General features: G+C 64.2%; 21 protein-coding genes and 1 other RNA gene. 12 read left to right on the top strand and 10 right to left on the bottom strand.

Annotation, left to right across the window (positions count from 1 at the left end; genetic code table 11):
• Window positions 1-41: 41 nt before the first annotated feature.
• The 7 genes from argC to VC212_RS15985 form a co-directional block, all read right to left on the bottom strand.
• Window positions 42-995, bottom strand: coding sequence for an N-acetyl-gamma-glutamyl-phosphate reductase (gene argC, locus VC212_RS16015; protein ID WP_323526346.1), 954 nt, complete (start codon window positions 993-995; stop codon window positions 42-44).
• Window positions 992-1,603, bottom strand: coding sequence for a GNAT family N-acetyltransferase (locus VC212_RS16010; protein WP_323526345.1), 612 nt, complete (start codon window positions 1,601-1,603; stop codon window positions 992-994). Before VC212_RS16010 ends, argC begins: the two co-directional genes overlap by 4 nt.
• A gap of 5 nt (window positions 1,604-1,608) precedes the next feature.
• A complete protein-coding gene (locus tag VC212_RS16005; RefSeq protein ID WP_115513153.1) occupies window positions 1,609-2,952 on the bottom strand; it encodes an acetylglutamate kinase in 1,344 nt (447 codons plus the stop codon).
• A gap of 48 nt (window positions 2,953-3,000) precedes the next feature.
• Entirely contained in the window at window positions 3,001-4,101 is a 1,101-nt protein-coding gene (locus VC212_RS16000) for an acetylornithine deacetylase (protein WP_323526344.1), read from the bottom strand.
• A gap of 195 nt (window positions 4,102-4,296) precedes the next feature.
• Window positions 4,297-5,538 (bottom strand): argininosuccinate synthase, encoded by a 1,242-nt coding sequence (locus VC212_RS15995; RefSeq protein WP_311238580.1) that lies wholly within the window; start codon window positions 5,536-5,538, stop codon window positions 4,297-4,299.
• 72 nt (window positions 5,539-5,610) lie between these two features.
• On the bottom strand, window positions 5,611-6,636 hold the full coding sequence (locus VC212_RS15990) for an N-acetylornithine carbamoyltransferase (protein WP_311238581.1): 1,026 nt from the start codon (window positions 6,634-6,636) through the stop codon (window positions 5,611-5,613).
• Between the two features lie 309 nt (window positions 6,637-6,945).
• Window positions 6,946-7,437 carry a hypothetical protein gene (locus tag VC212_RS15985; protein ID WP_055852058.1) on the bottom strand — a complete coding sequence of 164 codons (492 nt, stop codon included), beginning with the start codon at window positions 7,435-7,437 and terminating at the stop codon, window positions 6,946-6,948.
• Between the two features lie 177 nt (window positions 7,438-7,614).
• Between VC212_RS15985 and cysS the strand changes: the two genes are divergently transcribed.
• From cysS to VC212_RS15970, 3 genes are all read left to right on the top strand, one after another.
• Entirely contained in the window at window positions 7,615-9,030 is a 1,416-nt protein-coding gene (gene cysS, locus VC212_RS15980) for a cysteine--tRNA ligase (protein ID WP_323526341.1), read from the top strand.
• 230 nt (window positions 9,031-9,260) lie between these two features.
• Window positions 9,261-9,698, top strand: coding sequence for a SufE family protein (locus VC212_RS15975; protein ID WP_055852053.1), 438 nt, complete (start codon window positions 9,261-9,263; stop codon window positions 9,696-9,698).
• Window positions 9,695-10,945, top strand: coding sequence for an MFS transporter (locus VC212_RS15970; protein WP_323526339.1), 1,251 nt, complete (start codon window positions 9,695-9,697; stop codon window positions 10,943-10,945). Before VC212_RS15975 ends, VC212_RS15970 begins: the two co-directional genes overlap by 4 nt.
• Before the next feature lie 508 nt (window positions 10,946-11,453).
• Here VC212_RS15970 and dksA read toward each other — a convergent pair.
• Entirely contained in the window at window positions 11,454-12,479 is a 1,026-nt protein-coding gene (gene dksA, locus VC212_RS15965) for an RNA polymerase-binding protein DksA (RefSeq protein WP_323526337.1), read from the bottom strand.
• Between the two features lie 84 nt (window positions 12,480-12,563).
• Between dksA and yidD the strand changes: the two genes are divergently transcribed.
• The 6 genes from yidD (at window position 12,564) to eutC (ending at window position 19,403) form a co-directional block, all read left to right on the top strand.
• Window positions 12,564-12,863 carry a membrane protein insertion efficiency factor YidD gene (gene yidD / locus VC212_RS15960; RefSeq protein WP_161963062.1) on the top strand — a complete coding sequence of 100 codons (300 nt, stop codon included), beginning with the start codon at window positions 12,564-12,566 and terminating at the stop codon, window positions 12,861-12,863.
• Complete coding sequence (locus tag VC212_RS15955) at window positions 12,860-14,209, top strand: dihydroorotase (protein WP_323526336.1); 1,350 nt, start codon at window positions 12,860-12,862, stop codon at window positions 14,207-14,209. Before yidD ends, VC212_RS15955 begins: the two co-directional genes overlap by 4 nt.
• Entirely contained in the window at window positions 14,209-15,048 is an 840-nt protein-coding gene (locus VC212_RS15950) for a M23 family metallopeptidase (RefSeq protein WP_055852036.1), read from the top strand. Before VC212_RS15955 ends, VC212_RS15950 begins: the two co-directional genes overlap by 1 nt.
• Window positions 15,049-15,811: 763 nt before the next feature.
• Entirely contained in the window at window positions 15,812-17,176 is a 1,365-nt protein-coding gene (gene eat, locus VC212_RS15945) for an ethanolamine permease (protein WP_323526335.1), read from the top strand.
• Window positions 17,173-18,585, top strand: a complete 1,413-nt coding sequence (locus VC212_RS15940; protein ID WP_323526333.1) for an ethanolamine ammonia-lyase subunit EutB — start codon at window positions 17,173-17,175, stop codon at window positions 18,583-18,585. Before eat ends, VC212_RS15940 begins: the two co-directional genes overlap by 4 nt.
• Window positions 18,582-19,403 carry an ethanolamine ammonia-lyase subunit EutC gene (gene eutC / locus VC212_RS15935; RefSeq protein ID WP_323526331.1) on the top strand — a complete coding sequence of 274 codons (822 nt, stop codon included), beginning with the start codon at window positions 18,582-18,584 and terminating at the stop codon, window positions 19,401-19,403. Before VC212_RS15940 ends, eutC begins: the two co-directional genes overlap by 4 nt.
• A 313-nt stretch (window positions 19,404-19,716) precedes the next feature.
• On the opposite strand, the gene VC212_RS15930 is transcribed toward eutC, so the two are convergent.
• Both VC212_RS15930 and VC212_RS15925 read right to left on the bottom strand, forming a co-directional pair.
• A complete protein-coding gene (locus tag VC212_RS15930; RefSeq protein WP_323526329.1) occupies window positions 19,717-20,007 on the bottom strand; it encodes a hypothetical protein in 291 nt (96 codons plus the stop codon).
• A gap of 277 nt (window positions 20,008-20,284) precedes the next feature.
• On the bottom strand, window positions 20,285-20,788 hold the full coding sequence (locus VC212_RS15925) for a pyridoxamine 5'-phosphate oxidase family protein (protein WP_193552451.1): 504 nt from the start codon (window positions 20,786-20,788) through the stop codon (window positions 20,285-20,287).
• A 190-nt stretch (window positions 20,789-20,978) separates the two neighbouring features.
• Here VC212_RS15925 and VC212_RS15920 point away from each other — a divergent pair.
• The 3 genes from VC212_RS15920 (at window position 20,979) to VC212_RS15910 (ending at window position 24,561) form a co-directional block, all read left to right on the top strand.
• Window positions 20,979-21,054, top strand: a non-coding RNA gene (locus VC212_RS15920) — sX9 sRNA.
• Between the two features lie 265 nt (window positions 21,055-21,319).
• Window positions 21,320-22,501 carry a putative acyl-CoA thioester hydrolase gene (locus tag VC212_RS15915; RefSeq protein WP_115562232.1) on the top strand — a complete coding sequence of 394 codons (1,182 nt, stop codon included), beginning with the start codon at window positions 21,320-21,322 and terminating at the stop codon, window positions 22,499-22,501.
• Between the two features lie 389 nt (window positions 22,502-22,890).
• A complete protein-coding gene (locus VC212_RS15910; RefSeq protein ID WP_323526328.1) occupies window positions 22,891-24,561 on the top strand; it encodes a glycoside hydrolase family 28 protein in 1,671 nt (556 codons plus the stop codon).
• Window positions 24,562-24,650: the final 89 nt, after the last annotated feature.

The raw sequence follows: 24,650 nt of genomic DNA, 5'->3' as shown, positions 1-24,650 counted from the left end.
CTCTTCCCGGGTCCCCGGTCCCTGGTCCCTGGTCCCGAGAATCACATCGAAATTGCGGTCAACTCGTCCCAGCCAAACGCCAGGTTGAGATTCTGCATGGCCTGGGTCGCCGCGCCCTTGAGCAGGTTGTCCAGCGTCGCCACCACCACCACGCGCTTGTTGCCGGGCGCCAGCGTGATGCCGCCAATCTGCACGCCGTGTTTGCCTGCGATGCGGCTCACCCACGGCGCCTCGTCGACAAGCTCGATCAGCGGCTCGCCCGCGTAACGCTGTGCATAGCGCGCCTGGATCTGCTCGCGCGTCAGTGGTTGCTGCAGCCACAGGTTGACGGTCATGGTGATGCCGCGGAAATGCGGCGCCACGTGCGGCATGAACTCCACCGGCACGCCGAGCTGCGCCGACACTTCGCGCTCGTGCATGTGGTTGGTCAGCGCATACGGCATCAGATTGTCGGCGAGCAGCTCGGGGTTGTTTTTGTCCGATGGTGTGGTCCCCGCGCCGGAATAACCGGACACGCCAAAGCATTGCGGCGGGCCGGCCAGCTGATCCAGCAATGGGGTGATCGCCAGCTGCATTGCAGTGGCATAGCAGCCGGGGTTGCTGATGCGGCGCTGCCCCGCATACTTGCCACGGGTGAGCTCCGGCAAGCCGTAATACCACGCCGGGTCGAAGCGATAGTCGGCCGACAGATCGATCAGCAGCGTCTGCGGCCGGCGCGCATCGATTGCGGCAACAAACGGCTCGGCCTTGCCATTGGGCAGCGCCAGGATCACCACATCGGCGCCCTTGGCGGCCACCGCGTCGGCATCCAGGCTCTCGAATCGCAGATCGCCGCGATAGCCGTCGTTGTGGTCGGCCACGGCCTGCCCCGCCAGTTCGCGCGAGGACACGAACACCAGCTGCAGATGCGGATGCGCCACGACCAGCTTGATCAATTCCGAACCGGTGTACCCGCGGGCACCAACGATGCCGATGGTTGTTGTTTGAACACTCATGCGTTTGCTTCCAGGCGGAACTGCAGGTGGCGTTTCACCCCGGCCCATTCCGTATCGATGATGGAGAACACCACGGTATCGCGCGGCGTACCGTCGGCGTGGCGGGTGTGATTGCGCAGTACGCCGTCCTGCTTTGCGCCAAGCCGCGCGATCGCCGCGCGCGAGGTGTGATTGAACCAGCTGGTTTCGAACACCACGCTCAGGCAGCCCAGCGTTTCGAAGGCGTGCTGCAGCAGCATCAACTTGGCTTCGGTGTTGACGCCGCTGCGTTGCACACGCGGTGCGTACCAGGTGTAGCCGATCGACAGCCGGGGCACGGCGGCATCCAGCGCGTAATAGCGCGTGCAGCCGACGATGTCACCTGCCGCATCGCGCACCACCAACGGCAACGCCGTGCCATCGGCACGGGCTGACATTGCCGCCGCGATGTAGACATCGACCTGGGCCGGTGCCGGCACACCGGTGTACCACAAGCGCGACAAAGCGCCGTCGCCCAGCGCAGCACGCAGGCCATCGGCATGCGCAGGCTGCAGCGGCTCCAGGGTGGCGTGCTGCCCACGCAAGATGGGCATCTCGCTCCAGGTTGGTGGCAAGGCGGCGGGTGTCATTGCGCTCAGCCCAGCAACGTCGGCTGACGCGTCGCGCAGTGCGCCACGCAGTGCTGGATCTGTTCGAAATTCTCCAGCCCGTACCAGAACACCTTCCACTTTTCCTGCTTGATGCAGCCGTCGGATTCGGCGTAGTAGAAGATGTTGACCTGGTTGTTGTGACGCGAGCGCCAGAACAGCTGCGGTGTTTCTTCGCGCATCACATTCCATACCGCACGGCCCAGGCCTTCGCCTTGCGCATCGTCGAGCACGGCGAACTTGTCCAGGTAGGTCAGCCGGCCTGCACCGAACTGGCCTTCGTCGGTGAGAATCACCGCAGCGCGATAGTTCTCGCTGACGTAAGCGCGCAACAGCGTGGTGTTGGCGAAGTAATCCGGCACCAATGTGCGGCCGAAGCTGGATTCGATCAGCGACGTCAACCGCGGCAGATCCAGCTCATCCCACGAAGTCGCGCGCAGCACGCGCTCGCCCCGCCGCACCAGCGTGCCCGAGCCCTTATGGGTGAACAGTTCCTTGGCCAGGTCCGCCGGCCGGGTGATCGACACCGACGATTCCAGCGGCAGGCGATCGAGCAGATCCTTGATCTGTTCGATCTTGACCCGCATGCCGCCATTGATCCACGGCTGCTGCATCAGGTGATCGTATTCGGTGGACAGGTTGATCGAATCGATCAGCTTGCCATCGGCATCCAGCAGCCCGCCGGTGCCGGTGAGGAAGATGATCTTGTACGGCTGCAGTTCCTGCACCAGTTCGTTGGCAGCAAAATCCGCATTGATGTTGAGGATCTGCCCGCTCGGGGTTTCGCCCAGGCTGGTGATCACCGGGATCGAACCGGCCTGCAGGCTGGCCTCGATCGGCGCCAGATTCACCGCCTTGACCTCACCGACCAGGCCGTAGGTGTCGCGGTCCAGATACTCCGCTTCGAATACGCCGCCGGTGATCGATGTCGCACGCGCGCCGTTCTGCTGCAGCGCTTCTACCAGCTTCAGATTGGACGCCTGGAACACCTTGCGCACGATCGCCAGCGCTTGCGGCGAGGTCACCCGCAAGCCATTGACGGTCTGCTTCTCGATGCCCGCCGCAGACAGCTCGGCATCCAGCTGCGGGCCGGCGCCATGCAGCACGATCGGGGTCAAGCCCACTTCCTGCAGGAACGACAACGACGACGTCAGCGCGTCCAGGTCGTCGCGCAGCACTGCGCCGCCCACCTTGACCACCGCAAAGCGCTTGGCGTCCAGCTGCGAAAAACGCTTGAGGTACTGGCTGATTTCCTTGGCGCTGGCCATGCTCGAAAGCAGGCGCACGATGGTCTGGCGGGTCTGTTTGTGGGGCTGTGCGGAGAGGGACATTGCCGTGATCGAAAGAGGAGAAGGATGCGCCAGGCGCAGGAATCGGCGTCAGTGCGCGCCGTTGATGATGCGATTGACCGATTCGGCGTAACGCTGCAACTGCTCCAGCGTCACGAATTCGTCGGCGGTGTGCGCCTGGGCGATGTCGCCCGGGCCATAGACCAGCGCGGTATAGCCGCCGGCCGAAAACAGCGAGGCTTCGGTCCAGAAGTCCACCGCGTTGCCGATCGGCAGATCCAGCGCATCGGCCACATCGCGCGCGGCCAGGCGGCGTTCTTCGGCGCGCGCGATGTCGCCCGACGGCAAGCTCGGGCCACGAAAGGTTTCTTCGAAGTGCGCTGCCGCAGGATCGGCAAAGCCGGCAAACGTGGCCAGCAAGCCGTCCACGTCCATCGACGGCAACGGACGAAAGCCGAAGCGCAGCTCGGCGGCCGGCGCGATCATGTTGGCCTTGATGCCACCATCGACGCGGCCGATGTTGAAGCGCAAGCCGGTCAAACCGCCGAAGCGTGCGTGCGCCAACGACTCGACATGGTCCAGTGCCTTGCCACCCCACCGCATCGCCTGGTGCAAGGCACTTGCGGACGGATCCTGCTTGCCCGACGCATGCCCGGCACGGCCGGCAAAGCGCATCAACACCGAACTGATGCCGCGATGCGCCAGCACCGCTTCGCTCATCGTCGGCTCGGCCACCAGCACCGCCTCGTATGGCAATCCACGCGCCAGAAATGCAGCGATGCAACGCGGGTCGTTGGCCTCTTCGTCGGAAGAAAACAGGAACGCCGCATCGCCATCGCCGGCATTGGCCGCAGCCACCAACGCCGCCGCCGCGCCCTTGATATCGCACACGCCCAAACCGATCACCCGGTCCTCGGTGCGCCGCATCAAGTGCGGGTCGGCGCTCCAATGCGGCGAATCCGGCACCGTGTCCAGATGCACGTTGAACAGATACGTTGGCGTGCCGCGCACCGCGTACAGGCTCACCGCACCGGCGCCGTGATCGATCACCTCGACCTGGAAACCGGGCAGCTGCGCGCGCAGGTAATCGAAGATGCCGCCCTCGGCAGCGATCGCCCGCGGCGGATTGCGGGTGTCGAAGGACACCAGTGCCTGTAGATGCGTCAGTGTGTTGTCGAGCAGTGTGGTCATTGATCGCGTCTTGATTGCGTCGGGCAGCGTATGGTTGGTCTTTCTAAGCCCATCTAGCCCTTCCCCCGCCTGCGGGGGAAGGTGTCCGACAGGGCGGATGGGGGCATGCGTCAGGCCGCCCTCATCCGGCGCTCTGCGCCACCTTCTCCCGCACGCGGGAGAAGGAAGATGCGGGTTGCCGACGCGGCGGTCGCCTCAGCGGTTGACTTGCGCGTACAGCGTGGAGCTCATGCCGAACAGCTTGATGAAGCCTTCCGCCTCTTCCACGCCCCAATCGGCCGACTGCGCGTAGGTCGCGCCCTTGGTGTTGAGCAGGTGCGGCGAACGCACCGCCACCGCATCGACGCGGCCGCCGCGGGTTTCCAGCGTCACTTCGCCGTTGACCTTCGACTGCGAGGACTTCAAGAACGCTTCGATATCGGTCTTGAGCGGGTCGTGATAGAAGCCTTCGTACACCAGCTCCACCCACTTGCGCGCCACATCCGGCTTGAAACGGTTCTGCTGCTTGGTCAGCACCGCATCTTCTAGCGCGCGGTGCGCGGTGAGCAGCGAAATCAGGCCCGGCGCTTCGAACACGATGCGGCCCTTCAAGCCGATCACGGTGTCGCCGGTGTACACGCCACGGCCCACGCCGTACTGCGCGAACAAGGTGTTGAGCTTGGCGAGGATCTTGGCGCCCGGCAGCGGCTTGCCATCCAGTTCCACCGCTTCGCCTTCGACGAACTTCAAGGTCACCGTCAATGCTTCGGTCGGCCACGCACTGCGCGGCGCGCACCAGCCACGTGCCCCTTCGCCCGGCGCTTCCCAACGGTCGATCTCGCCGCCGGACATGGTCAGGCCCAGCAGGTTCTCGTTGATGGTGTAAGCCTGCTGCTTGGCACGAACACCGAAGCCACGCGCCTCCAGATACTTCTGCTCATAGGCGCGGGTCTGGGTGTGTTCTTTCTGAATTTCGCGGATCGGCGCGACGATCTGGTAGTCGCCCAACGCCTTCACCGCCAGGTCGAAACGCACCTGGTCGTTACCCATGCCGGTGCAGCCGTGCGCGATGATGCGCGTGCCCAGCTCTTCGGCGCGCTTGAGCGCGGCATCGACGATCAGATAGCGGTCGGACACCAGCAACGGGTACTGGCCCTGGTAGCCCTCGCCCGCCCATACGAACGGCTTGACGAAGCCTTCCCAAATCGCCGGACCACCATCGACGGTGACATGGCTGGCCGCACCGAGCTCGGCGGCACGCTTCTCGATGAAGTCGCGCTCATCGGCATCCACGCCGCCGGTATCGGCGAACACCGTGTGCACCGCATAGCCGCGCTCTTGCAGATACGGAATGCAGAAGCTGGTGTCCAGACCACCGGAGAACGCCAGGACGATGTCCTTGGTACCGGGAGTGGAGAGTGGGGATTCGGGATTGGTGGAAGCGGTCTGCTGCGACATGGGGGCTCTCTGTGGAAGTTGACTAAGTTGGGTCGGGAGCGGAGTTCGCCGTTGCGAATCCCCAATCCCCAATCACGAATCCCGGCTGCCCTGGCCTACCAGGGCAGCCATGATCGCCTTCTGCACATGCAGGCGATTTTCCGCCTCGTCGATGGCGATGCAGTTGGGCGAATCCATCACCGCGTCGGTGGCCTTGACGTTGCGACGCAGCGGCAGGCAGTGCGAGAACACGCCGTTGTTGGTCAGCGCCATCTTGGCTTCGTCGACGATGAAGTGCTGGTACTGGTCGCGGATCGGCTTTTCCGGCTCCCAGTTGCCGAAGAACGGCAGCGCGCCCCAGCTCTTGGCGTAGACGACATCGGCGCCGCTGTAGGCGCTCGCGATGTCGTGGCTCACCTGCAGCGAGCCGCCGCTTTCGGCCACGTTCTGCGCCGCCCAGTCCATGTAACGCTGATCCAGGATGTAATCCGGCGTCGGGCACAGCAGGGTCACGTCCATGCCCATGCGCGTGGCAATCGTCAACGCGGAATTGGCCACCGCGGTGTTGAGCGGCTTGGGGTGATAGGTCCAGGTCAGCACGTACTTTTTGCCGCGCAGATCCTGCGTGCCGAAGTGTTCCTGCAATGCCATCGCGTGCGCCAGCTCCTGGCACGGGTGGGTGATGGTCTCCATGTTGATCACCGGCACCGGCGAGTACTTGGCGAAGCTCTTCAGCACCTGATCTTCGCGATCCTTGGACCAGTCGACGAACTTGGGAAACGCGCGCACGCCGATCAGATCGACATAGCGGCCCAGCACGCGCGCCACTTCGGCGATGTGCTCCTCGGTGTCGCCGTCCATCACCGTGCCCAGGTTGAACTCGATCGGCCAGGCATCCTTGCCAGGCTGCAACACCACCGCATGCCCGCCCAGCTGAAACGCACCCAGCTCGAAGCTGGTCCGCGTGCGCATGGACGGGTTGAAAAACACCAGCGCGATCGACTTGCCCTTCAGCTCGCTTCCCAGCTTGTTGCGTTTGAACAACGCGGCCTGGGTCAACAGCGCGTCCAGTTCGGCGCGGCTCCAGTCCTGGGTGTTCAAGAAGTGCTTCAGTGACATCGATCGATCCTTTGCTGCGTGCTTCTGCTGCGTGGTCCGCCAGGAGCGACGGGGTGCGCGACATGCGCGTTTCTTGCGGTTGAAACTTTTGTGACGCCAGAACGAAAAAACCCAGCCGGTGGGCTGGGTTTTCAGAACGGACAGCAAAACGCCCCGGTTACCCAGCGAAAATGTGGGATTCCGGTCGGCGGGCACGCGAGGTCATGCCGGAGGCCATCCGGGCCGCGCTGGTGTCGTGCTGAAAGGGGATTGCTTGCATAGGGCGCGAATCCTCGCATGCATGCGGGTGCGGCGCAACCGCCATGCCCCTCAGCGCGGCGGTGCGACGATGGCGTCGGGAATATAGGGGGTCACCGAGACCCGGATGCGCAGCCGGTTGCCCGGATCTTCCGGCAGCCGCGAGCGATACTTGGTGCCCTTGTAGACGTAATCCACGTCGAAGGCGATCGGCCGCCGGAACTCGCGCGGCACTTCCACTACCCGGCAATTGCGGCGGGTACTGGTCGGCGGCACTGCAGCCGGGGCGGGCTCGGGCCTGCGCGTGAACATCTCCTTGACCGAATCCACCATGCGGTTGATGCGGCCCTCGTCTTCGACCGACGCAACCGCGACCGGCGCTGCCTGTTCGGCCTCGCACTGCTCTTCGATACGGGTGGCGCGCAGCGTCTGATAGACCGGCTCGACATTGAGCACTTGCGCATAGTCCAGCTTCACGTTCTCGATCACCACGACCCGGTTCTTGGGGTCCGGCTCTGCCGCGTGCACCGAGACCGCCGGCCAGGCGAACACACACAGCAGCATGAAGAACAGAGAAGGTCGCATCAGTACCAGGAAGGCATAGCCGGGCAATACGTTAGTGTATGGAGCTTGTGATCTCCGGGGCTGAACGCAGCCCATCCGGTCGCCGGTGTCGGCATGCCGGTTCGCCATCCTGCCGCGAGGGGCTAGAATCGCGCGGTTACCCTTTTTCAGATGCCGATGAGCCTGCGCCTGCACAACAACCTGACGCGGCGGGTCGAACCGTTCGCGCCGCTCGATCCGTCAAGCCCCACCCTGTATGTGTGCGGCCCTACCGTCTACAACTACGCGCATATCGGCAACGCCCGCGGCCCGGTGGTGTTCGACGTGCTCGCCGCGCTGCTACGGCGCCGCTTTGGGGCGCTGCGTTACGCGCGCAACATCACCGACGTGGACGACAAGATCAACGCCGCCGCACAGGCGCAGGGCGTCCCGATCTCCACCATCACCGACCGCTTCGCCGCGATCTATCGGCAGGACATGGCCGCACTGGGTGTCGTGCCGCCGGACATCGAACCGGAAGCCACCGCGCATATCCCGCAGATCGTGACGATGATCGAGCAGCTGATCGCCAACGGCCATGCGTATGCCGCCGAAGGCCATGTGCTGTTTGCCGTGGCCAGTTTCGACGGCTACGGCAAGCTGTCGCGGCGTGACCCTGATGAAATGCTGGCCGGCGCGCGCGTGGACGTGGCGCCGTACAAACGCGACCCCGGCGACTTCGTGCTGTGGAAGCCGTCCACCGACGACCTGCCCGGCTGGGGCTCGCCGTGGGGTCGCGGCCGCCCCGGCTGGCATATCGAATGCTCGGCCATGGCCGCCGCACACCTGGGCCCGACCATCGACATCCATGCCGGTGGCGTAGACCTGCAGTTTCCGCATCACGAAAACGAAATCGCGCAGAGCGAGTGCGCGCATGGCGGCGCCACCTTCGCCCGCTTCTGGCTGCACAACGGCATGCTCAATTTCAGCGGTGCCAAGATGAGCAAGTCGCTGGGCAATATCGAAACCGTGCACGACCTGATCGCCCGACATCCGCCGGAAGCGCTGCGTCTTGCGCTATTGAGCGCGCATTACCGGCAACCGCTGGATTGGTCGGATGCGTTGATCGACGATCAGGTCAAGCGGCTCGATGGCTTGTACGGGACCTTGCGAAGCCTGAAAGCGATCGACGCGGAGCCAGCGATTCCAGAGCAGATAGAAGACGCGCTCAACGACGATCTCAATACGCCGCTGGCGCTGGCGGTGCTGGCAAAGCTTGCCAAGGATGCGAACCGGGCGCTGCTGGAGTTTGCTCCGGCCGGCAGCCCAATCGATGGGCTTAGCCAAGAGAATCTTGCAGCATTGCAACGCGCCAAGGCCGAGCTGCTGGGTGCCGGAATGGCGCTGGGCTTGTTGCAGCAAGACCCGGCCGCCTGGTTCTCGCGCGGCACCGATGCCAGCGACGATGCACGCATCACCGCCCTGGTCGAAGAACGCAGCACGGCGAAGAAAGCCAAGGATTTTGCCCGCGCCGACGCCATCCGCAAGCAACTCGCCGACGAAGGCATCGTGCTGGAAGACACCCCGCAAGGCGTGCGCTGGAAGCGCAGCTGACCGCTTGCCTGCGTCCGTCAGATTTCTTCTCCCGCGCGCGGGAGAAGGTGCCCCGAACGGGCGGATGAGGGTGCAGGCGAAGCCGCGTGTACCGCTTTTTTGAGGGCTGGACGAAGTCCGCATCGAATTCCAGCGAGGCTTCGCCCGTACCCTCACCCCAACCCCTCTCCCGGAGGGAGAGGGGTTTTGACCGAATGCCCCTAGATTTTGCGAACGATTCTGGAATTTTGATGACCACCACCCCCTTCCCGCTTGAACCCACTGCCGTCGAAGCGCAGGCCGCCATTGCCGACGAGTTTTCCTTCTTCAGCGACTGGTCCGAGCGCTACCAGTACCTGATCGATCTGGGCCGCAAATTGCCCACCTTCCCCGAGCAGTGGAAGACCGAAGAACACCGCCTGCATGGGTGCCAGTCGATGGTGTGGATCGTGCCGGAAGGCAATGCCGAGCGGCTGGACTTCCATGCCGTCAGCGATTCGGCCATCGTGTCCGGGCTGATCTATCTGGCGCTGCGCGTGTATTCCGGGCGTAGCGCGCAAGAAATTCTGGCCACCGAGCCGGACTACATCGCCGGCATTGGCCTGGCCAAGCACCTGTCGCCGACGCGCAGCAACGGTGTGGCCGCCATGCTGGCCTTCATTCGCGACACTGCACGCGCACAACAGTGAGCACGCCGACGCCCTCGCCCACCGACTCGCTGCGCACGCTGTTCGCCCATCCTGGCTTCGGCCTGGTGTTGCTGTACCGCGTCGCGGCAATGCTGTCGTACCAGATCGTGGCGGTCACGGTCGGCTGGCACATCTATGAGATCACGCGCAATCCGCTGTCGCTCGGGCTGATCGGCCTTGCGGAAATCCTGCCGTTCTTCTGCATTGCGCCGTTTGCCGGCTATCTGGTCGATCATCTGCCACGCAGGCGCCTGGGCATGGCCGCAGTCCTGGGGTTGATCGCCACCGCGTTGCTGTTGATGGCGATCGCACAGGGCTGGCTGCCCATCCAGGGCGTGTGGCCGATCTATGCCGCCATCGCATTGACCGGCGCGGCGCGCTCGTTCCTGTCGCCGGTCTACAACGCCTTGTTCGCGCGTGCGTTGCCGCGCGAAGCGTTCGCACGCGGCGCCAGCATCGGCAGCGTCACCTTCCAGGCCGGCATGGTGATCGGCCCGGCACTGGGCGGCGTGCTGGTCGGCTGGGGCGGCAAGGGCCTGGCCTATGGCGTGGCCGCAGGCGTGGCATTGGTGGCGATCCTGGCGCTGGCGTTGTTGCGCGTCAGCGAGCCGGTCAACGCCGGCCCACGTGCGCCGATCTTCCGCAGCATCGCCGAGGGTGCGCAGTTCGTGCTCTCCAACCAGATCATGCTGGGCGCGATGGCGCTGGACATGTTTTCGGTCCTGCTGGGCGGCGCGGTGTCGATGTTGCCGGCCTTCATCCAGGAAATCCTGCATTACGGCCCCGAGGGACTGGGCATCCTGCGCGGTGCGCCGGCGCTGGGCTCGATCGTGGTCGGCGTGTGGCTGGCGCGGCATCCGCTGCAGCGCAATGCCGGCCGCATCCTGATGCTGTCGGTGGCCGGCTTCGGGCTGTGTACCATCGCCTTCGGCCTGTCGCGGCACTTCTGGCTGTCGGCGGCGATCCTGCTGGTCTACGGCATGTGCGACGGCGTGTCGGTGGTGGTGCGGCAGACCATTCTGCAGCTCGCTACACCGGACGCGATGCGTGGCCGGGTGTCGTCGATCAACGGCATCTTCATCGGCTCGTCCAACGAGCTGGGTGCGTTCTACGACGGAGTCATGGCACGGCTGGTCGGGCTGGTGCCGGCGGTCGTCATCGGCGGCGGCGTCACCCTGGGCGTGGTGGCAACCACGGCCTGGAAGGCACCGCGGTTGCGCAAGCTGGACTTACGCGATCTGCAATAAGCGCAGCCGACAAGACGACTGCGCTCACTGCAAGACGGGCGCAGTCGGTGCTCGGCGCGGTAGCTACAACGCGTGCACGTGGGTTCTGAGCGCGGCGGCCGAGTCCGCCTGATGACTTCTCGCTGCGTGTTGTCAGCCGCTTCAAGCCGAGTCTGGCGAGGCATCGGCTGCAAATGCTGCCGGTATGTTCGCTACGTGTTGTCCAGCCGCTCCAGGCCAAGCCTGGTGAGGCATCGGCTGCAAATGCTGACGGTGTGCCCGCGACGGGTTGTCCAGCCGCTCCAGGCCAAGCCTGGCGAGGCGCTGGTCGCAGAGGCCGCCAGTGCCCTGCGCCGCTTGCGCGTACTCGCGCCGCGACGGTCGATACGACGGGACCCACCGGGTCCACCAGGCACCGCGTCGCCTGGCCCACTGCAACGACGCGCCACGACAACGGCCTGCAACAACCCACCGCCCACAAAAAAACCCCGCACATGGCGGGGTTTTTTATGCGGACGGAGAAAGACGATCAGTCGCCTTGCTGCTTCTGCAGATGCTCCCAACGCTCCTGGGCGTCGATGGTGCGCTCGGCAGTCAGACGCGCGTCCAGGCGGTCCAGGCCGATTTCTTCGCCGGTATCCACGCAGTAGCCGTAGTCGCCGTCTTCCAGACGCTTGAGCGTGCTGTCGATCTTGGAGATCAGCTTGCGTGCACGGTCGCGCGCGCGCAGTTCCAGCGAATTCTCGGTCTCGCGCGTAGCACGCTCGGCTTCGTCGCCGATGTCGCGCACTTCTTCGCGTAGGTTTTCGATGGTTTGCTTGGATTCCTCCACCATCTCGTTGCGCCAGCTCTGCAGACGCTGACGGAAGTATTCCTGCTGCAGTTTGCTCATGTACTCCTCGTCCGCCGAAGGCTTGTAGCCCTGCGGGAGGATCGGTCGACCGGTGGTCTCGTCGTTCTTGTAGTCGACCACTTTGTACTTGGTCTTGGGCGTCGGGCTGGTTGACTTGGCGGTCACGGCCACTGCCACCTTGCCGACCGGACGGGTCGCGGCGGGCTTGGCGGGGGCTTCGGTTTTGGTTGGCGTTTTTGCGGAAGATTTCGAAACGGGCACGGGATTCTTAAGTGACGGGGTCGCGGGCTTTGCCGGCTTCGCAGGGACGGCCTTGGGGGCCGGTGCGGGCGCGGGCTTCTCAGCCTTGACCGGGACTGACTTGGCCGGAACCGGCTTGGTGGCCGGCTTCGGTACGGACTTGGACGCCACCGGCTTGGCAGCCGGTTTGGCGGCAGCCGGAGCTGCCTTGCTCGCCGCCGGCTTGGCAGCGGTCTTGGCGACAGGTTTCACGGGCTTGGGCGCTGCGGCCTTGGAAGCCGGCGCCGGCTTGGCAGCGGTCTTGGTCGCAGATGCCTTCTTGGCAACCGGTTGCGCAGGAGCCGGAGTCGCCTTCTTGGCGGCCGGTTTTGCAGCGGCAGGCGCCGCTGCCTTCTTCGCAGCGGGTTTGGCGGACTTCTTGGCGGCCTCTACGGCCTTTTTTGCAGGTTTTTTAGCAGCCACGAAACGCTCTTCCTTGGTTCCCCCGGGGCCCGGGAAAGCGGGCCTTTATAACGTACCCCGCTGACCCCCGGCAACCACCTATTAATGCAAGTGGCATATGATTGGCAAGTGATCGGACGCCTGCTCATCGCGCTGTTGCGCTTCTACAAGCTGTTCATCAGCCCGCTGCTCGGGCCGCGCTGCCGTTTTGCGCCCAGTTGCTCGGAGTATGCGATGACCGCCATCGGCCGCTTCGGCCCGCTACGCGGGAGTTGGCTGGCTGCGCGCCGGCTCGGCCGCTGTCATCCCTTCCATCCGGGCGGCTTCGATCCGGTGCCCGACGCGTCCGCGTCCGCCGCCCCTTCCCCCTCTTCTTCCTGCAGTTGCAAAGGACCTCATCCATGAGCCGAACCGTCATCATCAACGCCCGCCTGGTCAACGAAGGCAAGGAGTTCGACGCCGATCTCCTGATCGAGGGCGGTCGCATCGCCAAGATCGACAGCAAGATCACGCCTGCCGCCGGCGACACCGTGGTGGACGCGGCCGGGCGCTGGGTGCTGCCGGGCATGATCGATGACCAGGTGCACTTTCGCGAGCCGGGCCTGACCCACAAGGGCGACATCGCCACCGAATCCGGCGCGGCCGTGGCCGGCGGCCTGACCAGCTTCATGGACATGCCCAACACCAACCCGCCCACGCTGGACGCGGCCGCGCTGCAGTCCAAGTACGACGCTGCGGCCGGGCGCGCCTGGGCCAACTACGGCTTCTACATGGGCGCCAGCAACGACAACCTGGCCGCGATCCAGTCGCTGGACCCCAAGACCGCGCCGGGCATCAAGGTGTTCATGGGCGCCTCCACCGGCAATATGCTTGTCGATAACCCCGAGACGCTGGACGCGATCTTCCGCGACGCGCCGACGCCGATCATCACCCATTGCGAAGACACTCCGACCATCGACGCGACGATGGCGCAGTACAAGGAAAAGTACGGAGATGCGCTGACCCCTGACATGCATCCGGACATCCGCTCGCGGCAGGCCTGCCTGAAGTCGTCGCAGCTGGCCGTGTCGCTGGCGCGCAAGCACAACACCCGTCTGCATGTGCTGCATATCTCCACCGCAGACGAGCTGGGGCTGTTCGAAGCCGGCCCGCTGGTGGACGCCGACGGCAAGCTGCGCAAGCGCATCACCGCCGAGACCTGCATCCACTTCTTGCGCTTCGACCGCAGCGATTACGCGCGGCTGGGCAACCTGATCAAGTGCAACCCCGCGATCAAGGACGCCGACGACCGCCTGGCCCTGATCGAAGCGCTGGCCGAAGACGTCATCGACGTGCTCGCCACCGACCACGCCCCGCATACCTGGGAAGAGAAGCAGAAACCCTATGCGCAGGCGCCGTCCGGGCTGCCGCTGGTGCAGTACGCGCTGGTCGCCGCGCTGGAGCTGGTGCATGAAGGCAAGCTGCCGATCACCCGTATCGTGCAGAAGTTCGCGCATGCACCGGCGCAGTTGTTTGATGTGGAAGAGCGCGGCTTTCTGCGCGAAGGCTACTTCGCCGATCTGGTGATGATCGACAACACCCCGTTCACCGTGAAGCGCGAGCAAGTGCTGTCCAAATGCGGCTGGTCGCCGTTCGAGGGCACCACGTTCCGCTCGCGCATTGCCGCGACCTGGGTCAACGGGCAGCAGGTGTGGGACAGCGAGCAGTTGGTCGGCAGTGCCGCTGGCCAGCGCCTGACCTTCGACCGCTGATGCGCGCAGCACTGGTTGGTGCATGGCTGGCGTTGGCGCCGGCCATGCTGAGTGCGGGCGCAGTGCAGGCGCAGGCCACAAGCGAAGCTGGCGTGGTGTTCCCGGCCAACGCCTCGCAAGGGGCGATGGTGATCGGCAAGGTGCCTGCCGGCAGCACCGTGCAATATGCGGGGCGCACCTTGCGCGTCAGTGGCTACGGCAGCGTGGTGTTCGGCATCGGCCGCGACGCGACCGGCCCGCTGCAGGTGCAAATCACCTTGCCCGATGGCACCCAGCGCACCAGCAGCATCGCGGTGACGCCGCGCGATTGGCCAACCGAGCGCGTCAACGGCGTGCCGCCCAAGACGGTGAACCCGCCTGCGGCCATTGCCGAGCGCATCAAGCGCGAGCAAGCGCAGGTCACCGCCGCGCGTGATCGCGACGATGCACGCACGGATTTTGCGCAGCCCTTTATCTGGCCAGTGCAGGGCCGTATCAGTGGGCGCTTTGGCAATGCGCGCGTGTACAACGGCCAGCCCGGCGCCGGTCACTCTGGCATGGACATCGCCGTGCCGACCGGTACGCCGGTGAAGGCCCCGGCTGCGGGCGTGGTCACGTTTGCCGCGCCGGATCTGTATCTGACCGGTGGCACGGTCCTGCTCGATCACGGCTTCGGCATCAGCTCAAACTTTCTGCATCTGTCGCGTATCGACGTCAAAGTGGGCGATCGCGTGGAACAGGGCCAGGTGATTGCAGCGGTGGGGGCGACGGGACGTGCGACCGGGCCGCATCTGCATTGGGGGATGAATTGGTTCGATGTGCGTATCGACCCATTGTTGGTGCTTGAGCGCGGGAAGTAGCTCTGCTGGCTGTTGGAACACTCGCGCGCAGCGGCGCGGTGGTCATGCTGGCAGCCAGATATCTCTGCGGAGCGGTTCGATGTGCGTATCGATCCACTACTGGTGCTTCAGCGCGGGAAGTAACTCCAGGTGGGCGGCTTTTCCCTTCTCCCATCGGGAGAAGGTGGCGCGTAGCGCCGGATGAGGGTGCGGCGGCAGCTAGTTAACTGAGTAACCGTACCCTCACCCCAACCCCTCTCCCGAGGGGAGAGGGGCTTTCACTTGCCGGCAGCGAAGCGGGCCCTCGACGAATCCACACAAGTGTTGATTGACCGAATGCGTGGGCTGTGGCGAGACCAGTATTTGCGCATCAAGCGCTCAACCCGTGCGCGCTCACAGCCACTCGTGGACACCTCCCTTCTCCCATCGGGAGAAGCTGGCGCGTAGCGCCGGATGAGGGTGCGGCAGCGGCTGGTTAACTGAGTAACCATACCCTCACCCCCACAACCCCTCTCCCTTGGGGAGAGGGGCTTTCAGCGATTGCAGCCGCACAGAGGCCTGTCGGCGATTCCACCCACTTGTCGATTGATCGAATTGGAACGCCACCACGTTCCGCCACACCTACCCGCGGCGCTTGTGTCCGTCGCCGGGCTTTGGGGTATAACCGGACGAACGTCGATCATCGCCGATGACAGCGGCCGATCGGCCGGCGACGGTCAGCCCGCGCTGGCGATCACGCCCTTGCAATCGACGTGCTTGGTCTCCCCTCCCCCGACTGCAGGAGATGTGCGACATGCGCAACGAGCAACTCAAGCCCACCCTCGGCACCTGGCAGCTGTGGGGCATTGCGGTGGGTCTGGTGATCTCCGGCGAATACTTCGGCTGGAGTTACGGCTGGGGCACCGCCGGCACGCTCGGATTTCTGGTCACCACCGTGCTGGTCGCGGTGATGTACACCTGTTTCATCTTCAGCTTTACCGAGCTGACCACGGCCATTCCAAATGCAGGCGGGCCATTCGCCTACAGCCTGCGCGCGTTCGGCACCTATGGCGGGATGCTTGCGGGCCTGGCCACGTTGATCGAATTCGTGTTCGCGCCACCGGCCATCGCGATGGCGATCGGTGCGTATCTGAATGTGCAGTTCCCCACGCTGGACCCGCGCATCGCCGCCATCGGCGCGTATGTGATCTTCATGAGCTTGAACATTGTCGGCGTGGCGATTGCGGCTGCCTTCGAGCTTATCGTGACCTTGCTGGCAGTGATCGAACTGTTGGTCTTCATGGGCGTGGTAGCGCCGGGTTTCAGCGTTGCTCGCTTCGCCGCCAATGGCTGGGCCGGCAGCGATGTGTTCGGCCCTGCGGCCATCTCCGGCATCTTTGCCGCGATTCCGTTTGCGATCTGGTTTTTTCTGGCAATCGAAGGCGCAGCGATGGCGGCCGAGGAGGCCAAGGACCCCAAGCGCACGATCCCGCGCGCCTACATCGCCGGCATTCTCACCTTGGTGGTGTTGGCGCTGGGCGTGATGGTGTTTGCGGGCGGCGTGGGCGACTGGCGCCAGCTATCCAACATCAACGACCCGCTACCGCAGGCGATGAAGGCCGTGGTCGGCACCAGTTCGACCTGGTTGCACATGCTGGTGTGGATCGGCTTGTTCGGGCTGGTTGCCAGCTTCCACGGCATTATCCTGGGTTACTCGCGGCAATTTTTCGCGCTGGCGCGTGCCGGCTTTTTACCGCACGGGCTGGCCAAGTTGTCGCGCTTTCGTACGCCGCACCGCGCAATCCTGGCCGGCGGCGCGATCGGCATTGCCGCAATCTGCAGCGACAGCGTGGTGAAGATTCAGGGCATGTCGCTGACGGCGGCAATGATCACCATGTCGGTGTTCGGCGCCATCGTGATGTATGTCATGAGCATGCTCAGTTTGTTCAAGCTGCGACGCTCTGAACCTGGGCTGGAGCGCAGCTTCCGCGCACCTGGGTATCCGGTGGTGCCGACGATTGCGCTGTTGCTCGCGTTGGTCTGTCTGGTGGCGATGGTGTGGTTCAACCCGATCGTGGCGTTGATCTTTGTCGGCCTGCTGCTGTTTGGCGCGCTGTGTTGCGTGCTGAGCCTGCGCAGCCAGACGTCAACCGTGGCCAGCGGCAGATGAGCGGCTTTGCGTTTACGGCCGGCGGCGAGCGGTTCCAGTTTGCCGATCTAAAAACATTGCTGGCCAAGGCGACGCCGGCACGTTCGGGCGATCAACTGGCCGGGCTTGCGGCCGATTCCGAGCTGCAGCGCGTCGCGGCGCAGATGGCGCTGGCAGACCTGCCGTTGCGGCATTTCCTTGATGAAGCCGTGGTGCCGTATGAGACCGATGAAGTCACCCGGCTGATCGTCGACCAGCACGACGCGCATGCATTCGCTGCAGTGGCGCACCTCACCGTCGGCGGGTTTCGCGATTGGTTGCTGAGCGCGCAGGCCGATGAACCCACACTAGCTGCGCTAGCCCCCGGCCTGACCCCGGAAATGGTCGCCGCAGTGTCCAAGCTGATGCGGGTGCAGGACCTGATCCTGGTCGCGCAAAAGATCCGCGTGGTCACGCGCTTTCGCAATACCCTGGGATTGCGCGGGCGGCTATCCACGCGCCTGCAACCCAATCATCCCACCGACGATGCCACCGGCATTGCCGCCAGCGTGCTCGACGGATTGTTGTACGGCAATGGCGATGCGGTGATCGGCATCAATCCGGCCAGCGATAGCCTGGCAGCCACCACCACGTTGTTGCGCATGCTCGATGCGGTGATCACCGGCTACCAGATCCCCACGCAGTCGTGCGTGCTGGCGCATATCACCACCACCATCGAGGCCATCAATCGCGGCGTACCGGTGGATCTGGTGTTCCAGTCCATCGCAGGCACGGAGGCTGCAAATGCCAGCTTCGGCATCAACCTGGCGGTACTGCAGGAGGGCTACGAGGCCGGGCTGTCCTTGCGGCGCGGCAGCGTCGGCGACAACGTGATGTATTTCGAAACTGGCCAGGGCAGCGCGCTGTCGGCCAACGCACATCATGGCGTGGATCAACAGACCTGCGAAGTGCGCGCCTATGCGGTGGCACGACAGTTCAAGCCGCTGCTGGTGAACACGGTGGTCGGCTTCATCGGCCCGGAGTATCTCTACGACGGCAAGCAGATCATTCGTGCGGGGCTGGAGGATCATTTCTGCGGCAAATTGCTTGGCGTGCCGATGGGCTGCGATATCTGCTACACCAACCATGCCGAAGCCGACCAGGACGATATGGATATGTTGCTGACCCTGCTCGGTACCGCCGGCATCAACTTCATCATGGGAATTCCCGGCTCGGACGATGTGATGCTGAATTACCAGACAACCTCTTTCCACGATGCGCTGTATGCGCGTCAGGCACTTGGCCTGCGTGCGGCGCCCGAATTCGAGCGATGGCTGGACCAGCAAGGCATTCTGCGGCTACACGCCGATGGGCGGTTTGAACTGGGCAACGAGGTACCCGCAGCGTTTCGCCGTGCGCTGTCGCACTTCCCCACCGAGTCGCCGCAATGAGCAGCCCGACGACACCCCCGCACGATGCCTGGGCGCAACTGCGTCGGCTCACCCCTGCGCGCATCGCACTCGGGCGGGTCGGCACCAGTCTGCCCACTGCCGCGCACCTGGATTTCCAGCTCGCGCATGCACAGGCACGCGATGCGGTGCATCTGGCATTCGACCCGGCACCATTGCAGGCCACACTGGAACAACGTGGGCGCAGCAGCATTCTGTTGCACAGCGCTGCGGTGGACCGGCATGCCTATCTGCAACGCCCGGATCTGGGCCGCCGCCTGGCCGACGACGCTGCCACGCACCTGCGCGGGCTCACCGCTGTGCATGGCGGCGGGCATGATGTCGCCGTGGTGGTTGCCGACGGGCTCTCGGCGCTGGCCGTGCATCGGCACGCGGCGCACATGCTCGAACAGATCGATGCCCTGGCTGCACATGAAGCCTGGTCGCTGGCGCCGGTGGTGTTGGTTGCACAAGGGCGCGTCGCGATAGGCGACGAGGTCGGCGAACTGCTCAAGGCACGCGTGGTGATCGTCTTGATCGGCGAAAGGCCGGGGCTGAGTTCGCCCGACAGTCTCGGCCTGTATCTCACCTACACGCCACGCGTCGGCTTGACCGATGCCGCACGCAATTGCATCTCCAACATCCGTGCCGAAGGACTGAGTTACGCCGACGCCACGCACAAGCTGGCATATCTGTTGCGCGAAGCGTTCCGCCGTAAGTTGTCCGGTGTGCAACTCAAGGATGAAGCGGAACAACCGTCGTTGCCGTCGGCGGGGCCTGCCGATGCGGTGCCGCGCACGTTCCTGTTGCCGGATGCATAACACTCTGGCCGACGGATCGGAGATGGGTCGTCAACAAGGCGACTCATCCATGACAAGTACTTGCTAGCCCGCTTGCCGCCGCCTGCAAGATGCAACACGCGATCATTGCAGGCCTGTCGATGCGAGAGCGCGGCTGGCGCCTGCAATAGACTATTTTTCGCGCAGCGCCCGCTCACTGACGACGCCGTTAACGCCAGGCTTTCATCAATCAGCGCGCGTCGCAGTCGCGATGTCAGATCGGCGCAAGGTCCGTTGCGCAAGGAATCGACCACGGAAGCCCGCGAGGTCGTGAGTCCGGTCTTGTCGTGGAGGTCTACCTCAGCGCACCATCCTGCGGATTGCTTGCAGCATAAGTACTGGTCTGCAGCTCGTTGTCATGCACATGACGCAGCGCATTGCGCACATCCTCTGGCAACCGATCCACATCCAATAACACCTTGCCAGAATGCACATCGCGCACCACCGACGCCGGCAGGACGAAATCGCCGCCGTTCTCGATATTGATCACCAGCTCGGCGCCATCGTTGCGGATATCGCGCACCGCGCCAACACCAACTTCGCCGTCGCGCAGGAATACCATCTGGCCGATCTCGATCTGCTGCATGTCACTCTCCTCATGAAGCACCGGCGCAAGCGCGCTGTGCCGTGGTGGTTGATCATCGCGCTGCTCGGTGTTCTGCCGTGGTGAAGCGCAGATCAGTGCGGCGTAGGCGCATGCAGCACGCACGGCTGGCGCGCGCGCTGGCGGCCCTTACCCAAGCGTTCCCCCAATAACACCGTGATAGCGAAATCCCAACGCTGTCGTCGTGTACCGATGCGCAATCGTGGGGACGCAATCGGCACACACACGCGGCATTGAAGGCCGCGTGTGCGTGCAACCGTCAACGCAGCGGAACGTCCGCTACCTTGTCCTGGTAATCCTTCTTCGGGTCGACGCCGAACAGCACCTTGATGCCGGCGAGCAGACTGGAGCCGTTGAGCCAGATCTGCGCGTGATCGGGGTCCAGACGCAACAGCGCCAACTTCGGATCGTCCTTGCCGCCTTCGTACCATGCTGCGACGTACGGGTTCCACAACCGCTCGATCACGGCCGGGTCAGTGTCTTCGCGCAGCGATCCGCTGATGCTGGCGAATAGATCATGGCCCTTGCTGCTGAAGGCGCCGATGACGCGACGGCCCTGCCCCAACATTGCGATCAATGCATTGTCCTTGGACGTGAAAAACCAGATCGGACCACCGCTGTCGCCCTCGATCTGCGCGGTCATCGGACGCGCATGGCCGTCTTCGACGCCATCCAGGCCCAGCATCACGGTGCGGTCGGACTTCAACGCCTTCCAGAATTTTTCCTGCAGTTCTTTGGGATCTGCCATTTCGATTCCTGACATACGCGTTTTTACGCGGGCCGTTGAGTCTGGAAGGCCGCACGCCCACGGCATGTGAGGACGCACAGGCAACGCATCGGTACAAGGCAGCCGCATCGAGACAGTGGCCAAGCGCGGCTGACAACGCGGTTAGGAGCGGCTAACAACATGACTGCGCGGCCGCCAGACGGGCGCTAGCGGCGCAAGGTACGGCAGGCAACACGCGTGCACGCCATTTTATTCGCGCCGCCCGCATCCACCTGACGGCTGCTCGCTACCTTGTGAGAGCCGCTCTAGTGATGCGCGTTGCGACCTGCAGCTGGTGTAAAGCGTGACCACAGCGCACATCCTGCACATTGCCTGGCGCCGCCGGCGCCAACAAGCGACCCCGGCAGTACCATCGCCCTGCACCGCAGGCGGCACCGACGTGAACTCCAACCCGACCACGACGCCTGCTCCATCGCAGGCAACCGCGCTCGACGACTCACGCAGCGCACACCATCTGCGGTGCCCCCACGTGTCTGTATGCGTCCCTTCCCAAAAGAGCGCCACACCATGTCCGTCTCGCACATCCGCACGACCTGCATCGCCGCTGCACTATTGAGTCTTGTCAGCGTTGATGCGGCAGCACTCACCGGCACCGCTTCACGTCCGCAGCTCACCAGCAGCGAAGCAAGCACTTATACGATCGCCAAAGCGCTGGCCAAGGCCGGGCCGATCACTGCATTGGTCACCGACAACTGGAATCCCACTGCCGGCGTTGCCTTGCTCAGCGCGGACTATGCGGTGGCCGCGGATGGCTCCACGCGCTACCGCACCGTGCAGTCGGCAATCGATGCGGCAGTGACCGCAGGCGGCACCACGCGTCGCTACATCAGCATCAAGGCGGGCACCTATACCGAACTGGTGTGCGTGCCGACCAATGCGCCGCCGTTGACCCTGTTCGGGCTGGGTGCGGCCAAGGCCGACACCATCATCCGCTTCAACAATGCCAACCCCACGCCCAAGCCCACCGGGACGGCGAGCCATGCGTGTGCCAGCAATGCCTCGGCCGCCACGGTGGGGACATCCAACAGCGCCACGCTGACGGTACGCGCGGCCGACTTCCAGGCACGCCATCTGCGTGTGGACAACAATTACGTCGAAGGCACCTACGCGGACAACAACCAGGCGGCTGTCGCGCTGGCAGTGCGCGGCGACAAGGCGAGCTTTGAAGATGTGCTGGTGACCGGCAACCAGGACACCTTGCTGATCAGTGCGACAAATGCAGCCAATGTCATTCGTGCGTATTTCAAGAACAGCACCATCGATGGCGATGTGGATTTCATCTTCGGCTCCGGCGTCGGCGTGTTCGACACTGCCAACATCCGCTCCACCGGCGCACGCCTGGGAAGCAGCCGAGGCGGCTATATCTTTGCACCCAGCACGCGCCCCGGCAGCGCGTACGGCTTTCTTGCCATCAACAGCACCTTCGTCAGCCTGTCCGGTTCGCCCGACAACCAGACCTATCTGGGCCGCGCCTGGGACGAAGGCATCAGCAATCTGGGCGCTTACGTCAACGGCACCTCGCCCAATGGTCAGGTGACGGTGCGCAACTCCACGCTGGGCAGCCATATCCGCAAGACCACGCCCTGGAATGCATCCACCGCAAGCCGCCCTTATTGCAGCAGCAGCTGCACCAATTCGGCAAACCGCTTTTACGAGCACGGCAATAGCGGTGCGGGCGCCGCCGACTGAGCGTTAGCCAGGACAGCTGCGCCGCTCTCCGGCAGCCTCGCAGCAAAACCTGCGTTTAGCACTGCACTCGTCGCCTGTTGGCAACCCGCGTGATGCGGCCTGCCAGCAGGCGATGTTGTTTGCCACGTCTCTGCTCCACTGATGGCGGCGCATTGCTGGATGAGGCAATGCGTTGGTTGGCTTCGGGGATGCGGTGCCGAGTTCGCCCCTCCGACGTCGGCAGCCGGCACGAGGCGCCACGCTTACGGCTCCCCTAAGCGATCGACGTAGCGACATCGATACCCGCACTGCATGCACTGTGCCTCCCCCGCACGGCCATCCAGATGTCATGCAACGTATCGATGCCGCGCGCAGATTGCACCGCCGCGCCCCATCGGAGCACTCCCCCCATGCAACCTACGTTTCCCTTTCCAGCCATCGCGCCGCTCACACTCGCCTTGTTCGGCATGACGGCCTTCCAGGCCGACGCGGCGCGACCGCATGGGCAGGATGTGCCAGACACCGCGCACAGCATCTCCACCCGCTGGGGCGTGGTCCAACAGCCGAGCTTGCCGACGCAGAGTTGCGCCACGCTCAAGGCAGCGCTGGTGCCGGTGGCCGGTTCGCTGGACACGCTGGATGCCGATCCCGCCCATTCCAAGCGCGATACCGCACGCCTGCAGGCGGCCATCGACGATTGCCCTGCCGGCAGCGCGGTGCATCTGGTCCCCGGCGATGCCGGCGAGTCCGGCCTGCTCAGTGGGCCACTGACCATCAAGAGCGGGGTCACGCTATGGATCGACCGCGGCGTCACCTTGTTTGGCTCGCGCAATCCGCAGGACTACGACAACGGCCTGGGCACCTGCGGCACCGCCACCAGCGACAAGGCCAAGTCGTGCAATCCGCTGATCCACATCTCCGATGCGGCCAAGAGCGCCATCGTCGGTGCGGGCAAGATCGACGGCCGCGGCGGCAGCACGCTCACGGCCGGGCCCAATGCCGGCAAGGCAAGCTGGTGGGATCTCGCGTACCTCAACGTCACCAAAGGCTTGAGTCAGCACGTGCCGCGTCTGTTGCAGATCGACAACAGCACCGACGTCACCTTGTACGACATTACCCTGGAAAACTCGCCCAATTTCCATGTCATCAGCGACAACGTGGTGGGCATGACCGCGTGGGGCATCAAGATCCTGGCACCCAGCCTGGTTTATTCGCGCCCTGGCTACCAATGCCCGGCCGGCAGCACCCCGGACGTCAATCCGCACGCTACCTGCTTTACGCCAGAAACCGCAAAGAACACCGACGGTTTCGACCCCGGTCAGTCGAAGAATGTGCTGCTGGCGTACTCCTACATCGGCACCGGCGACGACGGCGTGGCGATCAAGGCGCATGCCAACAGCAAGCGCAGCATCGCCTCGGAAAACATGCTGTTCGCCTACAACCAGTTCTACTACACCCACGGGTTCTCGCTCGGCAGCGAAACCGATTCGGGCATGCGCCATATCGCCGTGCGCGGGTTGAGCATCGACGGCTTCAACGCCAACGATGTGCAGCGCGATCCGTATTCGGCCAATGGCCTGCGTATCAAGTCCGATGCCTCACGCGGCGGGCAGGTCTACGACATCAGTTTCGAGAACATCTGCATGCGCGGGGTTGCGCGCCCGTTGGTGTTCGATGCCAATTACGCCAATGCGGCGACGCGCGACAAGATCCCGCAGTTCAACGGCATTTCGCTCAGTAACGTGCATTCGCTGGGTTCGACCACATTGGGTGGCGGCGAACTGAGTTTCTATGGGTATCGCGATGCCAGCACTACCCGGCCGATCACCATCTCGTTGGACAATGTCGTGCTGGAAGGTGGCAAGGTCAGCTTCGCGCAGCCGCATTTCGGTGGGCCTGCGAGTAATCCGGGGGCGACACACTTCACTTTCAAGGGCGGCCCGGTGAGCTTTTACGATCAGCTGACGGAATCGGTGCCCAACGATGTGCAGCTGCAAGGCAAACCCAGCCCGGGCGCGCCACTGCAATGCAATGACGCCTTCATTGCCTATCACTCGGTGCTGCCGGATTCGCCGATCTGAGTCGAATGTTCTGAGCTGCAGCACAGCAGTCACACACTGATGCATCGCTTGCTGCGATCAACCGATCGCAGCAAGCCGTCGGTCCACGG

Source organism: Xanthomonas sp. WHRI 8932A (genome assembly GCF_035012785.1).
Classification (GTDB): Bacteria; Pseudomonadota; Gammaproteobacteria; order Xanthomonadales; family Xanthomonadaceae; genus Xanthomonas.
The sequence above is the reverse complement of the archived record's forward strand: the minus strand, read 5'-3'. Positions and strand labels throughout refer to the sequence as shown.

Excerpts from the sequence above, each read along its gene's own strand:
- VC212_RS15940 (WP_323526333.1), top strand. The coding sequence starts at position 17,173 with ATGAGCGGCTTTGCGTTTACGGCCGGCGGCGAGCGGTTCCAGTTTGCC.
- cysS (WP_323526341.1), top strand. The coding sequence starts at position 7,615 with ATGAGCCTGCGCCTGCACAACAACCTGACGCGGCGGGTCGAACCGTTC.
- argC (WP_323526346.1), bottom strand. The coding sequence starts at position 995 with ATGAGTGTTCAAACAACAACCATCGGCATCGTTGGTGCCCGCGGGTAC.
- VC212_RS15950 (WP_055852036.1), top strand. The coding sequence starts at position 14,209 with ATGCGCGCAGCACTGGTTGGTGCATGGCTGGCGTTGGCGCCGGCCATG.
- VC212_RS16005 (WP_115513153.1), bottom strand. The coding sequence starts at position 2,952 with ATGTCCCTCTCCGCACAGCCCCACAAACAGACCCGCCAGACCATCGTG.
- VC212_RS15990 (WP_311238581.1), bottom strand. The coding sequence starts at position 6,636 with ATGTCACTGAAGCACTTCTTGAACACCCAGGACTGGAGCCGCGCCGAA.
- VC212_RS15930 (WP_323526329.1), bottom strand. The coding sequence starts at position 20,007 with ATGCAGCAGATCGAGATCGGCCAGATGGTATTCCTGCGCGACGGCGAA.
- VC212_RS16000 (WP_323526344.1), bottom strand. The coding sequence starts at position 4,101 with ATGACCACACTGCTCGACAACACACTGACGCATCTACAGGCACTGGTG.
- VC212_RS15910 (WP_323526328.1), top strand. The coding sequence starts at position 22,891 with ATGCAACCTACGTTTCCCTTTCCAGCCATCGCGCCGCTCACACTCGCC.
- eutC (WP_323526331.1), top strand. The coding sequence starts at position 18,582 with ATGAGCAGCCCGACGACACCCCCGCACGATGCCTGGGCGCAACTGCGT.
- VC212_RS15975 (WP_055852053.1), top strand. The coding sequence starts at position 9,261 with ATGACCACCACCCCCTTCCCGCTTGAACCCACTGCCGTCGAAGCGCAG.
- VC212_RS15915 (WP_115562232.1), top strand. The coding sequence starts at position 21,320 with ATGTCCGTCTCGCACATCCGCACGACCTGCATCGCCGCTGCACTATTG.
- eat (WP_323526335.1), top strand. The coding sequence starts at position 15,812 with ATGTGCGACATGCGCAACGAGCAACTCAAGCCCACCCTCGGCACCTGG.
- VC212_RS15955 (WP_323526336.1), top strand. The coding sequence starts at position 12,860 with ATGAGCCGAACCGTCATCATCAACGCCCGCCTGGTCAACGAAGGCAAG.
- VC212_RS16010 (WP_323526345.1), bottom strand. The coding sequence starts at position 1,603 with ATGACACCCGCCGCCTTGCCACCAACCTGGAGCGAGATGCCCATCTTG.
- VC212_RS15985 (WP_055852058.1), bottom strand. The coding sequence starts at position 7,437 with ATGCTGCTGTGTGTGTTCGCCTGGCCGGCGGTCTCGGTGCACGCGGCA.
- VC212_RS15995 (WP_311238580.1), bottom strand. The coding sequence starts at position 5,538 with ATGTCGCAGCAGACCGCTTCCACCAATCCCGAATCCCCACTCTCCACT.
- yidD (WP_161963062.1), top strand. The coding sequence starts at position 12,564 with ATGCAAGTGGCATATGATTGGCAAGTGATCGGACGCCTGCTCATCGCG.
- VC212_RS15925 (WP_193552451.1), bottom strand. The coding sequence starts at position 20,788 with ATGTCAGGAATCGAAATGGCAGATCCCAAAGAACTGCAGGAAAAATTC.